The organism is Caproiciproducens sp. LBM24188, assembly GCF_054130445.1.
Map to the genome: position 1 here is coordinate 2,349,011 of NZ_CP196862.1, position 13,843 is coordinate 2,362,853.

At 48.9% G+C, this 13,843-nt stretch carries 9 protein-coding genes; 2 read left to right on the forward strand and 7 right to left on the reverse strand.

What is annotated here, in order from left to right; translation table 11 throughout:
• Positions 1 to 30 precede the first annotated feature (30 nt).
• The 5 genes from ACSVDI_RS11095 to ACSVDI_RS11115 form a co-directional block, all read right to left on the reverse strand.
• Entirely contained in the window at positions 31 to 2,190 is a 2,160-nt protein-coding gene (locus ACSVDI_RS11095) for a glycoside hydrolase family 88/105 protein (RefSeq protein WP_457942951.1), read from the reverse strand.
• A gap of 79 nt (positions 2,191 to 2,269) precedes the next feature.
• Positions 2,270 to 4,003 (reverse strand): rhamnogalacturonan acetylesterase, encoded by a 1,734-nt coding sequence (locus tag ACSVDI_RS11100; protein WP_457942952.1) that lies wholly within the window; start codon positions 4,001 to 4,003, stop codon positions 2,270 to 2,272.
• 16 nt (positions 4,004 to 4,019) lie between these two features.
• Entirely contained in the window at positions 4,020 to 4,868 is an 849-nt protein-coding gene (locus ACSVDI_RS11105; RefSeq protein ID WP_457942954.1) for a carbohydrate ABC transporter permease, read from the reverse strand.
• 9 nt (positions 4,869 to 4,877) lie between these two features.
• Positions 4,878 to 5,771, reverse strand: coding sequence for a carbohydrate ABC transporter permease (locus ACSVDI_RS11110; RefSeq protein ID WP_457942956.1), 894 nt, complete (start codon positions 5,769 to 5,771; stop codon positions 4,878 to 4,880).
• Between the two features lie 253 nt (positions 5,772 to 6,024).
• The gene (locus tag ACSVDI_RS11115; RefSeq protein ID WP_457942958.1) at positions 6,025 to 7,359 is read right to left on the reverse strand and encodes an ABC transporter substrate-binding protein; all 1,335 of its coding nucleotides are present in this window, start codon (positions 7,357 to 7,359) and stop codon (positions 6,025 to 6,027) included.
• 212 nt (positions 7,360 to 7,571) lie between these two features.
• Here ACSVDI_RS11115 and ACSVDI_RS11120 point away from each other — a divergent pair, with 212 nt between their 5' ends.
• Entirely contained in the window at positions 7,572 to 9,371 is a 1,800-nt protein-coding gene (locus ACSVDI_RS11120; protein WP_457942960.1) for a sensor histidine kinase, read from the forward strand.
• Between the two features lies 1 nt (position 9,372).
• On the forward strand, positions 9,373 to 10,920 hold the full coding sequence (locus ACSVDI_RS11125) for a response regulator transcription factor (RefSeq protein WP_457942961.1): 1,548 nt from the start codon (positions 9,373 to 9,375) through the stop codon (positions 10,918 to 10,920).
• A 43-nt stretch (positions 10,921 to 10,963) separates the two neighbouring features.
• Here the strand turns inward: ACSVDI_RS11125 and ACSVDI_RS11130 are convergent, their stop codons facing one another.
• Complete coding sequence (locus ACSVDI_RS11130) at positions 10,964 to 11,131, reverse strand: hypothetical protein (protein WP_457942963.1); 168 nt, start codon at positions 11,129 to 11,131, stop codon at positions 10,964 to 10,966.
• Between the two features lie 680 nt (positions 11,132 to 11,811).
• A complete protein-coding gene (locus ACSVDI_RS11135) occupies positions 11,812 to 13,830 on the reverse strand; it encodes an alginate lyase family protein (protein WP_457942965.1) in 2,019 nt (672 codons plus the stop codon).
• Positions 13,831 to 13,843: the final 13 nt, after the last annotated feature.

Below are 13,843 nucleotides of genomic sequence, written 5' to 3' on the forward strand. Positions count from 1 at the left end.
CAGCCGCAGAGTAAGCCCACCGGCAGGAATTTATTTTTCCGTCAGAGCGGTAAGCATGTTCTGCGTTTCGGCGCCGGCCATCAGGAAGATGCCGATTCCGTGCGTATCATTCAAAATCCAATTTAAATCGTATTTATAGTAACGCGGGCTGAACGAGTGCCCGGAGCCCTTGCAGATTCCGTACAGGTTGCCGTCGCGGTCCACCGTGTAGCGCACTAACCCGTCCCAGCCGCGAAGCGCCGCCTCGGCATACATGGCGGTATCCTTCAGCCAGCCGTTGCGCACGCCGCGCGCAAACGCGCAAATGAACATGGAAGTACAGGAAGCCTCCGGATACGATTCGGGGTCGTTCAGCACCTGATGCCACAGGCCATGCTCATCCTGCAGGGCAAGGTAGCCCTCGCAAATTTCCCGGTAAAAGTCCAAAAGCTCTTCCCGCAACGGATGGTCCTGCGGGAGCACCGCCAGAAGCTCCGTCAGTGCGAACACGACCCATCCGTTTCCTCTTCCCCACGGAACACCGGTCGCCAGTTTTAAATCCGTGTAATACACATGGGAAAGAACCTTCAGCTGCGGAAGAAACATTTTTTCCCGGTAAAGCAGGAACTGCCGCGCCGCGTCGTCCACATACCGGCTGTCGCCAGTCAGCGTGTAATAGCGGGACAAAAACGGCACACTCATATAAAGGTCATCGAGCCAAACCGTATTTTTCATTTCAGGCAGAGAGGAAATATAGCGGTACAGGGAGCCATCCGGCAGTCTGGCCTGACGGTTGGAAATATAGTCTGCAACGCTGTCCGCGATTTTGCGGTATCCGCTCGGTTCCTGCTGTTTGGCGCATTCCAGCATGGTAGAGGCAAACGAACCGCAGTCATCCAGGCTTTCCACAGAAGCAATCTGCGCGTTAATACCCGGCGCGCCGAATTTTTTGCCGTCCCATATGGAATAATCGTAAAACCGGGTGCAAAGCTCGATGTGCTCCTTCACGTAATCGGCAAGGTCAGGGCGGTGCAGGGCTTCCCCTGTTTTCAGCAGGCCATATAGGGTTACACCGACCGGATAATTCCAGTTCGCAAAATTCGGTGTTTCCAAGAACGGCCGAACCGCCATATGGGGCAGATCCACACGCCAATAATCCTTGCCCTGTGCGGTCTGGAAAACCCGGTCGAGCACCGTGATTTTCGCCGGATTCTGCCGCGCTTCAAACGCGCCGACGTAAATCCACGGGTCGCTGGTTCCCTTCACGTCGCACGGACTGACAAACCGAACCCCTTGCTCCGGCTGAACAAGGAACAGCGAAAAGCCCCAGTCGTCCTGACCGCGTACAGATTCCGCGACCAGATCATGGAACCCACCGTGCAAAGAGAATCGAATGTTTTGGCATCCCACCGTATCGGTTTCGAGAACCTTATCTCCGTCCAGATACAGAGTCAGCGGGCTTTTGGTGTCAACGTTGAGCTGACATTCGGCGCCGCTCATCAGGAAAAGCTTTGACCAGCCGTATGCAAATCGGCCTTTTTTGGCTCCGTAAAGGCGCATCATTTGGCCGCACTGCTTTTCTTCCTTGGTCCATGCGATGCGCGGATACCAGGTAACGGGGCTGCCCTCCTCACTTTCTCCGATGACGGGCAGCGCCTCCATCTCTTCCATCGGTGCAGTATAAAGAAAGCCCTCCTGCCCTTCACGTTCCGGTGTGGGAACCAAATAATGGCGGCCGGTGTATTTGAAGAAGGAGCTTCCAAATTCGCCGCCGAAACCAAGCGAGGTTTTTACAAAACGAATTACAAAGCTGTTCCAGCCGCGTTTCAACTGCACGTGAAAAACGGTGTGCTCCGACCTTGTTTTCTCTTCATAAAAGTTAGAATGGTAAACCAGCGTTTCGTTTACGTAAACATCCATCGGGCTGTGCGCAACCGCCATCAGGGCTTCGTCGCAGTCCTGGTCGCTCCACCGTTTTGCCCAGGCATAAACGCACTGCTCGTTTTCCGCGTTCGGAAAAACCCGGTTCAGGTCGAACACATAGCGGTAATCTGAATTCCGCTGAAACGCCTGTTCCGAAGTCAGGCGGAACACGAACGGCAGAGCGGGATTCTCCGCCAGATACCGGTTAGCCACCGTACTTAACACCGTGTTAATTTGAGTTCCGCAGGCATAAGCAATGCTCTGCGTATGGTCCAGATATGTTTCCATGATTTGTCACCGTTCCTATATACAGCGTTTTCTTGTTTTGTTGAAAGGAAAAGCATTTAAAAACGCATTTGCCCCTTGGTTATTCCAGCACTTCCGCCATTACCTGTTTCAGCAAAGCCGCCGCGCGGGCGCGGGTAAGCACTCGGCCGCTGTTCCAGGAATTCAGATGCACCGCCCCGGCAACCGCTGCGATTCGTTCTTCGCGGTCCAGTGAATTCAGCTTTTCCGCCGCCATTCCGCAGCGCTTGTGAATTTCAAATTTATCCTGCAGCATCCGTACAAGGATGGAAAGCGCATCGCGTTCCAAAATCGCGGCGTCTGGTTTAAACGTTCCGCCAATCAGCAGTTCCGGGTCCAGAAATCCGTTTTCCGCCGCAGCCTGAATATTTCCGGCATACCACTCGTCCCCGCGCACGTCGGCGCAGGCATTGTTCCACGCCGTTTTCGGCAGATAAATCAGCGCAATAAACGCGGAAGCCAGAAAATTTACCCTGCTGTACGCTGCATCCGGGCAAAAGCTGCGCCCCTCGCTCCGAAGGATTCCTTTGGCCGACAGTTCCCGGACAGCTTCCTGTTCCGGACTTTCGGCAAGATCGTCAAACTCCGCGGGGAATTCCGGAACCGGGTCCTGTTTCCACTCTTCCCCGCAAGCCGGCAACTCCATTAGGTATTTTGACAATTCTGGCGGACAAACCTTTTTCATTTCCTCCGCCACGAAGGACGCAATTAACGCCCCACCAATATCGTTAAAATGCGTAAAGTCGCCGGGATAAAAATACTTTCTGCAATATTCGCTTCCATGTGTACGGCCAAGCGAATAGAAAAACCGTTTCGTTTTTTCATGAAGGTCAATCAGGGCAATCTTCTTTTCGCGCGCGATAACGCGGCAAGCCTGCGCCCAGTCCTCCAGTAAATCGTTGAACCCGCCGTCCGGCGCGTTCCACAGGTTCCGGCTGACCGAAGTCACCAAAACCGGAATGCCCCCGTTTTCCTTTGTTTCGTCAATCAGGCGTTCCAAATTTCTGCGATACCCGCTGAATGCCGCCAAATGCGGTATTTTCTCATCGTTGTGTCCGAATTGGATAAAAACGTAATCTCCCGGGTGCATCGCCTGTTTTATAATCTCCCAGTGCCCGCCCTGCAGGAAATCTTCCGTGGTAAAGCCGGAATGTGCGTGATTGGACACCGCAGCCCCGCTGCGGAAAAAAAGCGGCAGCGCCTGCCCCCAGCCGCAGTAGCTTTCCGTGGGAAGATAAGGCGAATCTGCCTGCTGGTCGGTCACAGTAGAATCCCCTGCTAGAAAGATGGTTACGGCGCTGTGCGTTTCCTCAACCGTAATCCTGCGGAATGTAGCATGTTCCCCTATAAGCGTCAGATCAACAGCCTCATCCGGGTACGGTTCTTTTTTACCAGTCGGTATGACCGGGCAGACGTTTGCCGTAAAGGTATGGGTCAAGACCGCTCCCTTTTCTGCCTTTTCTTTCCAAACGAACCGGCGCCGTTCGGAAAAGAGCACGACGTCCTCCGAAGCTTCACAGGCAATGGTCACGGAGACCGTGTAATTTCCGCTGTGCGGCACCCGTACACGGAAATAGCGGGGAAGCACGCCTTTCCGGTGCTCCGCAGGCACAAAGCCGTTGTTGATTTCGGGAATTCCCCCATTTTCCCCCAAAGCGCTTTTTGCATCCGTAACAAAACCATAGCCGTCTTCTGCAAGGTAAAGGCAATCGCCGTCCACCGGAATATCACCCTGCGAGGGCACCTCCGGTGGAAACACAAACTTTGCTGAAAAACACTGTTCTGCTGACTGCAATAAAACGACCTTCCTTTCAGTCCTTCATACCGGTTGTGCTAATGCCTTCCACCAAATACTTCTGCATCGTGATAAAAATGACAAAAATCGGGATAAGCGACAGGGAAGCCATTGCGAACATGCTGCCCCAGTTTGACTGCGCCGACGGGTCAGAGAACATTTTCAGGGCGAGCGAAACCGGATAAAAAGACGGCTTATTCAAGTAAAGCAGAGCGGCAAGAAAATCATCCCAGCGCCACATGAAGGAAAAAATTGCGGTGGTTACCAGCGCGGGCACAATCAAGGGAAGAATCACGCGGACAAAAATGCCGTAAATGGAGCACCCATCGATTTTCGCCGCCTCGTCCAGTTCCCTTGGAATTCCGCGGATGAACTGCATAATGAGGAAGATGCCGAACGGAAGTCCGAAGAAGTACGGAACAATCAGCGGTGCGAACGTACCCACCCAGTTCAGCTGCTTAAAAATGATAAACTGCGGAATCATGATAATCTGGAACGGCATCATCATGGAAACGATCATGCAGGCAAACCAGAATCCGCGCAGCTTAAAGTTGCAGCGGGAAAAGCCGTATGCAATCACAGCGGAGGAAATTACGGTTCCCACGGTGGCAAGGATGCAGATGACAAACGAATTGCGGAAGAACACCGAAAAGCTGATGCCACCGAATCCGGCCCAGCCGGTGGAATAGTTTGTCAGTTCAAATGTTTTTGGAATCAGCGATTTTGCGTTGGTGAAAATCTCCGTATTATCCTTAAAAGAACTCATTACCATCCAGAGCAGAGGATAAATCATGACGATTCCGAAAAAGCAGATTAAAATATGATAAATAACGGTACCGATTTTTTTTCTTTGTGTGTAATTCATGGTTTCCTCCTACTTTGACGCATAGTAAACCCAGTTGTTGGATGTTTTAAACAGTACGCCGGTCAGCAATGCGACAATTAAGAGCATGACCCACGCCATCGCGCAGCCGTAACCCATTTGATTGAACTGGAAGGAGTTCTGATACATATAAACCGTATAGAACAAAGTAGAATCAAGCGGCTTGCCCTGCGTAATAATATAGCACTGTGTAAATGCCATAAATCCGTTAATCAGCTGCATCACAAGGTTGAAAAAGATCACCGGAGTCAGCATGGGCAGCGTAATGCTGAAAAACTGTTTCATCTTTCCCGCACCGTCTATTGTGGCGGCTTCATAATAAGTAACCGGAATCTGCTTCAGGCCGGAAAGGAAAATCAACATGGAAGAGCCGAACTGCCAAACTGCAAGAATAATCAGGGTCCAAATTGCCGTGCTTGTGTTGGACAGCCAGGCAATCTTGCACGGAATTCCAACCAGCTGCAGCAGCGCATTAATAGCACCGTCGCTGGCAAAGAGTCTTTTCCACAAAACAGCGACTGCCACGCTGCCACCCATGATGGACGGCAGATAATAAATCGCACGGTATACGCCGGAAGCTTTGGACGGCCGCACCAGAATCATGGCGACCAGCAAAGCAAAAATCAAACGCAGCGGAACAGACACCAGTGCGTAATAGAACGTAACTCCCATGCTTTTCCAGAATTTCGAGTCGTTCGTAAACATCTGTACATAATTGTCGATTCCGATAAATTTTGGAGCGGAAAGAACGTCGTAACTGGTAAAGGACAGCGCGAAGGAAAAGAAAATCGGAATAATGGTAAACGCCAAAAAACCGATAATAAACGGAAGAATGAAAACGTAACCAGCCGTACTCTCCCTGTTGAGTTTTTGTTTGATCGTCATCGTTATGACCACCCTTTCACTGTGGGGTCCTGTTTTGCCTCCGCCCGCGGGCAATATACCCCAGGGCAAAACCGACTTCCCTGTCGAATCATATAAAATTAGGCGCATCAACCCGACTTGCAAACTACGGCTGAAAGGAACTGCGCCCATACGCCAAATAAGCGATACTTTTTTTAAAAATGCCGTGTTTTGCAAAACCGTAGTTCACAAAACACGGCATAACGAAAATACAGTTCAGGAACTCAGATAGTCATCAACCGGCTGCTTTCTTCAGAATCGCATTCGCCTGGGTGAAGAACTGATCTGCGGCCTGCTGTGCGGTAAGCTTCTGGAACACAACCTGCTCTGTCAGGTTATGCGCAAGCGTTGCCACTTCGGTCATGCCTGCCGGCGGTGGCGGGTTGGTTTCGGAGCATTCCGCCTCAATGGCGGAAATGTAATCAAATAGTTGCTTGCTGCTTTCATCAACCTTCGGCTTAATGGCTTCCTGCACCTTGCTGGAAACTGGTACGCCACGGTCGGTCAGAAGGGTTTCATAGGCTTCAGCATTGTTGGTGAAGAAGTCCAGTACCTTGGCGCATTCTTCCACATTTTTGGAAGCGGAAGATACGCAGAAATAAGAAGCAGGTTTCAGCCACATAGCCTTTTGCGTGTCGTTGTCGCCAACCGGCCAGGTGACAATGCCCAGCTTTTTGTCCTTCGCAGCTGCCGCATAAGCGGACAGCTGGTTAGAGGTGGTCATAACCTCCCACTGTTTGCCCAGAACCAGCAGGCCTTGTTCAATACCGGTGCCGACGGAAGCGTCCAGATCTTCCGCAGAAGTCAGGTAACCGCCCTTTACGCCGTCTTCATACAATTGGAAGAACGGAAGGACATCTTTGCTGCTGTCAATGCCGAGCTTGCCGTCCTGGAACAGCACCTTGCCCTGACCTCTTACGAGATATTCCATCATGGTCTCGCCGTCGCTATAAACAAAGTCGCAGGTCTTGCCGGTCTTTTCCTTAATTTTTTTCGCGGCATCGATGAATTCGGACATGGTCATGCCGTTTTTCAGGGTAACGCCGGCTTGCTGCACTGCTTCCACATCATAAATCATAGCGGGAGAAGTAATGCCCAGACTCATTCCGTACAGCTTATTGTCAAACGTGCCAACATCAACGGCAAACTTGGAAACATCGTCCAGTTTCAGCTGCTTGCCAACATAAGGAGTCAAATCTGCAAGCTGATTTTTGTTTACATACTGCTTGATGTACTGATAGTCCATCTGAATAATGTCCGGCATGGAATTTGCGGCCGCCTCAGTAGCCATCTTATCCCAATAGCCGCTCCAGTCGGAAAATTCGGTTTCAAATTTTACGCCCGGATTTTTTTCCTCATACATTTTCAGAACCTTGGTGGTACGATCGTTACGCACCTGGTTGCCCCACCATGCCACACGGATTTTTTTGGTTTCGGCCGCCGCCTGGCTGGCATCGCTGCCGGCAGCGCTTCCTGCATCTGTGGATGTGGTTGTTCCACCGCCGCATCCTGCGAACGAAGCTACAATCATCGCACAGGCAAGCGCAATGGAAAGAATACGCTTTTTCATCAAACTTCCTCCATTCAATTGAATTGAATTTGTGAATTCTGATGTTTATTATAAGAGCGATTTCTCAAAGTTGAAATACAAATTTCCATGCAAAGTTGTTTAAAAAAATGTGTTTCGGTTTAATTCCATAAATTTTTCTTTACAAAATGGTGGATTTGTGTCTATATTAAAAGTAGTGATAACATGTTTAACAATAGGATTGGTTATTCCCTATGAAATTTTTACATACCCTCCGCCAGGCTATCAACAACCTGCGGCTCAAAAACAAGTTCCGCGCGATTCTCCTGCTGAATGTCGTTTGCATCGGTATCAGTGTAATTGTGAGCAGCCGGTATCTTCTGAAAAGCTATAACGATCTGCTCTATGAAAAATCCGCGGTTCCACTATCCATGGTTTCATCCAAAATCGAATCCGACATGGGCGAAATCGAGGATATCTCCCAGTTTATTGCCACTAGTAAAACAGTACAATCCGGAATTGCCACACTAAACTCCGCCAATGAGATGGTTATGGGGAAATGGAAGGCGAAACAGGCCATTACCGAAATCATGACCTCCTTTGCGGGTTCCAACCATAACATTATCAACATTGCACTGGAAGAAAACAACGGCACCATTTCCTATGGTCGGGACTCCTCTGCGGAGTCCGAAGTGGTACATAATAAGATTGTGGAAATCCAGAAGCAGAACACCGGAAACCCGGTGTGGATCAGTACAGGGCGGGAAGATTCCAGCATTCTCTGCGTGCGCTCCATCCGCAAAACGGAAAACCTCAGCCTGAACAGCATCGGTGTTCTGGTTATTCGGGTAAACCTCAGCAATATGGTGGAAGATATTAAGAAAGAAACCGATTCTTCCAAAGACACCTCGCTGTACATTTGGAACGGCAATCTTCCGATTTACCCGGTCAATAACCCCGATTCCATGCGGATTCAGGAGGACCGCTCCTCCGGCCTTCCGTATCAGATTCTGGAGCGGAACCACATAAAATATTTCGTAGTCAGCCGTACTATGGACAAGGTCGGCTGGACCTGTAATATTGCAACCAACTACAATCAGGTCTTCCACTCTGTCATACTTTCAAACTTGATTTTTATCCTATTAGTCATCTTCTTCACATTTCTCTCTGTTCTGATTTCCAACCTTCTAATCCAATCGGTACTGGTGCACCTGAATACACTGATTGAAAAAATCAACAGCTTTAAAAATGGAACCAGAGCAAAACAGTCCAAACGGAATTACGACTACCGTCAGCGCCGTGACGAGCTTGGGCTGCTGCATCAGGAATTTGATTCCATGGTGGAACGGATTGAGCAGTTGATTGAAGAAAATTATGTCAAGCAGATTTTGATTAAGGACACACAGTTAAAAATGCTGCAGCAGCAGATTAACCCCCATTTTTTATTCAACACACTGGAATCCATCAACTGGCAGGCAAAAATTATCGGGGAAAACAATATTTCTCAAATGACCGAATCCTTGGGGGCACTTCTGCGGTACTCGATTGATACAAAAACCGACTTGGTCCCGATTGAAAAAGAGCTTTCCATTGTGGAAAACTACTTGCAGATTCAGCAGATTCGCTTTGAAGACCGCCTGAACTTTTCCTATCAGGTGGAGGACGACCTGATGAAAACGCTTATCCCCAAAATGTGCATTCAGCCGCTGGTGGAAAACGCAATTAAGTACTCGCTGGAACAAATCACAGATGTCTGCACCATAAAAATCATCGTTACCAGAAAGGAAGACCACGTACTGATTTGTGTTAAAAACAACGGCTCGCAAATCGAACCGGACATTATGGAAAAACTGAAAACAGGAGAAATTAAACCGAACGGAAGCGGAGTCGGGCTTGAAAATATTAATCAACGGATTCAGCTGATTTATGGTACGGAGTACGGCCTTTCCTTTGAAAACAAGGATGGAAACGCCATTGTGATCCTTGCCGTGCCTGACGACGCCGCACAGAAAACGGAACGGAACAGCATTCCGGATCCAGCAGGGGATGAGTGATATGCTACGTTTAATTATTGCGGATGACGAAAAAATTATCCGGGAGGCTATCAGCCGGTTGATTCGGTGGGAAGACTACGGAATTGAATTAGCTGGTCTGTGCAAGGATGGAATCGAAACTTTCGACATGATCTGCGACGAATATCCGGATATTGTTTTAACCGATATTAAGATGCCTGGTCTGGATGGACTGAATCTGATTAAAAAAGTCCATGAAATCGATTCCGACATTGAATTTATCATACTGTCCGGATTCGGAGAATTTGAATTCGCAAAACAAGCCATGGAATACGGGGTAAAGTATTATCTGCTGAAGCCCATTAATGAAAAGGGCATTATCGACGCCATTCAAAAGGCCAAAGTTGATATTATGAAAAAACGTGCCCTAAAAAAGCTTCAATATGAAAAAGAGCTTTTGTCCAACCAGTTCCAAACCGTGCTTCAAAAGCAGTTCCTAATGGAAAGCCTAACCTTCAAGGCAGACTGGGAGGACGTTCTTTCCCGTTACGCCGGCTTGTTTGAATTTCAGCACAATATGTTCGCGCTTTACTATGTTTCCTTTTTGGAGGAACACAATCTGACGGAATTTACAAACCGGCTGAATGTTCTGTGTACGGAAAGTAATCTTTCCATCTGTTTTAATATTATTTATGTGAAAAATACTGCCATCTTTATTCTGAACACAGAAAGCACAACCGACCTGACCAGATTCAACGCAACCATTCTTTCTTGGAAATTTCCCCGCATGGCGGTGCATCCTACGTTGCAGCAGCTCACTTTCTCGAACATTAAAGAGCTGTTCCAAAACCTGATTCCAAAAGTCCAGCGTTATGAAAAGATTTATTTCATCGACGAAAGCAACACCCCGAAAGGCATTTACAACTACTCCTCCATTATTGAGCGCGCCGATTTGGTATCGAAAGAAATCTGCGAAAACATTCAGAATCTTTCCAACAGCATTACCGAATGCTTCAGTTCGGTGGTGGATACGGAATTTGCCAAAACGCTAGCTTCCAAACTGACTGTGCAGACCATCGTGAATACGAATCAGATGCAGCCGCATGACCTGTCCCAGTTTTTTAAAGAGATCAACGACTGCGGCAATGTGGACGAGGTTGCGGAGCGAACAGCCCAAGAACTGAAACGATTGATTTCAGAAAACATGAAAGACGACTTTCGGCACAAAGATTATATAAAGCAGACCCTGAACTATGTCAATAATCATTTGAGCGACCCGAACCTTTCCCTAAAATGGATTTCAGAGAACTACATTTTTATGAACGTGAATTATTTGAGCAAACAGTTTTATAAGGAAACCGGCGAAAAGTTCTCCGCTTATCTGAATCGAATCCGTATGGAAAAAGCGGAAAACCTAATTACAAAACATGGTTTAACAAAAGTTTCCTCCATTGCCAAGCAGGTTGGCTTCGGCGACAATTCCCAGTATTTTAGCCAGGCCTTTAAAAAGCACACCGGTCTGACCCCAAGCGAATACATTGAGCAGAAACGCGGTCAGGATTCCGGCTGCGCGGCACAGGATTTGGCATAAACGTTCAAAAAAGGAATCCCGCCGTTCCCAGCGGGATTCCTTTTTATAGTTTTGCGGTAAATTCACTGGACAAATCGTCTGATTCCCCAGAGAGCAGGTAGGGAAACATATCTTCAAATGTTTTTCCCGCCTGATTCATGGGTTCACCGGCTGTTTCTGCATTTGTGCTGCCGTTCCAAACAGATGGTTTGTTTTGCTTGTCGTCCGTCATAATTAACGCTCCTTGCAGTCAGACTACAAGCATAGTATCTGCTGGAATCCATGTAATATTACAGCCTGTTTTTTCTGGAATTTTTCCTTTCTGAATCATAATTTTCTGAATTTCTTGCATTTTTTGCATTCCAAAGATATAATATTTAATGCAAAGGGCATTCCACTTTCGTGGAAGGCCCAGTCGGCAGATAACCGCTTTCCTTAGCCCGGGGGCGGTTATTTTTTTGCCTGTTGCCGAACAACCAATATGTATCCTGTAGCAACAACCAAAAACAATACTGCATAGAGAATCTCCATACCAGTCACCTCCTTTCCGGTAGTCCTAAGCAACCGAAGAACAGTCCCTTCTGGAGGTATAACCTACAACCCTCATGCCCTTTACAAATTTCATTATATGCAATATTAGAAATTAATCAATAGAAAAAGCACGAATTTTTCCAAAAATTTAAAAAGTTGGAAATATTTATGACTGTATTCATCTTCGTAATCGGCAGCAAACCGTTGGATTGTGAAAATTAGTCGAACCCATATTAGTATTCGTCCGCCAACTCAGCAGGAGCGTGTTCGATGATACAGAAAAAGCGCAGTTCAGAATAACTTCTGAACTGCGCTTTTGTTTTTCCAATTTCTTTCCAAAGAAATACAAACTCGTTTCTTACTGCCGGGTGCAGCCGTCGGCTACCAGACCAGCGTTTTGCCCACGGTGGTTTCGCCCGCCGCTCGGTCGAACACCACCACGTTGCCGAAGCCTGTGCAGCCATCTGCACGGAAGGTGTCCGTCGGACTGGCATACTCTTGATGGGCAACGACCACAGTATAGCGCCGCGCACCCTTGGTAATCGTCAACGCCTCAATGAGCCGGTCCTCAAACTGAATTTCTTTAAAGTTGGAGTAAACCGGCACCTTTTCCACCTCAACGCGTTCGCCTTCCCCTGCAGGATTCAAGGAAATGACCGTAAAGGCAGAGGTAAATCCATTGCCCGCCAATTCCGTTTGAAGCGTTACATTGTCTTCCGCCAGATTGTAATGCCGGGAAAGGCGGGTTGGGGTGAGCACCGCGGAACGGTGATTGCCAACCAGGCAGATCTCCGCGCGGTTTTTCGTGCTGCTGTAGACAAAGCGGTCCCCGCTGCCGGAAACGGAACCGAGGTTGTTAAAATGAAAATACTGCCGGTAAGTATGGGGATTTCCTGCATAGAATTCATCCGCTACCACATAAAGGTCGGAATCGATGGTCACGATGCGGCGGTTGACAAACACTCCGCCGGTTTCCAAATCGTAATATCCCAGGTGCCCGCCTTCGGCGTAACCGTATTTACCGCAGTCCGCAAACTTCTGATTGACCGCACGGCTGAGCTTGGAGCAGCCCCAACTGTCCTGACAGACATAGAAATTCCGTCCATCCACTGTACAGGTGTTGTGCGCGGTGGAATCCTTAAACTCGTAGCGTTCCGGTTTATCAACATAAGTATAACGGCCCGCGTCGATGAGGATATCCTCCCCGCGGCTGAACAGGTCGAAATGAAGCTGGTCCGAATGCCCGTGGCCCGCTCCCAGTGTGCCGCAGTGGAAGTGAAGGAAGGAAGCGTCCCTTCCCCAGTCGCTGCGGAAGTAATAATTTCCGCTGGAATGCAGGGCGTGTGCCGTTTTTTCCGGAGCCCTTGCTTCCAGCGCGGCATATTCATTCGCTGCCTCAATACCAAGATCCCAAATGCAGTCAAAATCGAAGCGCTCGTAACCGCCCCACTTCAGTTCCGCGTCGTGGTAAAGATACGCGCCCTTGCTCACAATGTCGCGCACATCAATTTCGTCGCTGTCGCCCATGGAAACCTCATTGCCGTCCGGCTTCTGGCCATAAAGGTCAACAAGGCACATGTCATGCGTTTTCTTCTCAAGGACCTCCGGCAGGGTGATGCCGTTGCGCCGGGCCAGAATCACAACATCAAGATAATCGTGCGCTACCTCGTTATGATACATGGGGCTTTGTTCCCACTGCATGCCGTCCTCATAAACCTGAATCGTGATTTCCTGCGTGAGCCGACGCAGCGCTTCCGCGCGGTACTCCGCCGTACGCGGCGTGGATGGCAGCATGACACCCGCAAGGAACAAACCATGGTTTGCTAGCACACCCCAGTTGCTCATCAGGTTGTAGCTGTTGTAAACGCCCATGATATATTCGGCATGCTCTGTCATGCTGTTGAGGAACTTTTCCATCACCTCATCCGTAATGGCGGGGCTGCCTTCGAAATAGCACATAGCTTTCAGCCAGTACTCCATACGCAGGCCGGCTTCAATGGTACGCCATGCCAGCTGGTTTTTCGGGTCGTCCTTTTTTACCGTATCCACCCAGCTGCAAAGCTGCTTTGCAAACGCCTGGGCGTACTTTTCATCTCCCGTCAAGGCGTATGCCTGCCCAAGGCAGATCCAGAAGCGCATCCGATTAAAGGCGTAAATCCATTCCGGGTCATCGCCAGGCTGGTGCAGCCAATCAATATCTCCCTCAAACACCACCGGGGAATACGTGCGTTCCATATCCCAGCGCAGATTAAACAGAAACTTCTGATTTACCACGTCGTTTGCAACCGCAATAATCTGCTCTGCCTGCTGCGCGCAATTCGCCTTTACATACTCCGCCACACGGGCCCGGTCATCAAAAAAGAATTGCTTTCCCTGTTTGAAAAATACTTCCTGCTTCATACCGTTTGCTCCT

Bases quoted from the DNA above. Each gene is read 5' to 3' on its own strand.
- ACSVDI_RS11125 (WP_457942961.1), top strand. From the start codon at position 9,373: ATGCTACGTTTAATTATTGCGGATGACGAAAAAATTATCCGGGAGGCT.
- ACSVDI_RS11120 (WP_457942960.1), top strand. From the start codon at position 7,572: ATGAAATTTTTACATACCCTCCGCCAGGCTATCAACAACCTGCGGCTC.
- ACSVDI_RS11135 (WP_457942965.1), bottom strand. From the start codon at position 13,830: ATGAAGCAGGAAGTATTTTTCAAACAGGGAAAGCAATTCTTTTTTGAT.
- ACSVDI_RS11115 (WP_457942958.1), bottom strand. From the start codon at position 7,359: ATGAAAAAGCGTATTCTTTCCATTGCGCTTGCCTGTGCGATGATTGTA.
- ACSVDI_RS11110 (WP_457942956.1), bottom strand. From the start codon at position 5,771: ATGACGATCAAACAAAAACTCAACAGGGAGAGTACGGCTGGTTACGTT.
- ACSVDI_RS11105 (WP_457942954.1), bottom strand. From the start codon at position 4,868: ATGAATTACACACAAAGAAAAAAAATCGGTACCGTTATTTATCATATT.
- ACSVDI_RS11130 (WP_457942963.1), bottom strand. From the start codon at position 11,131: ATGACGGACGACAAGCAAAACAAACCATCTGTTTGGAACGGCAGCACA.
- ACSVDI_RS11095 (WP_457942951.1), bottom strand. From the start codon at position 2,190: ATGGAAACATATCTGGACCATACGCAGAGCATTGCTTATGCCTGCGGA.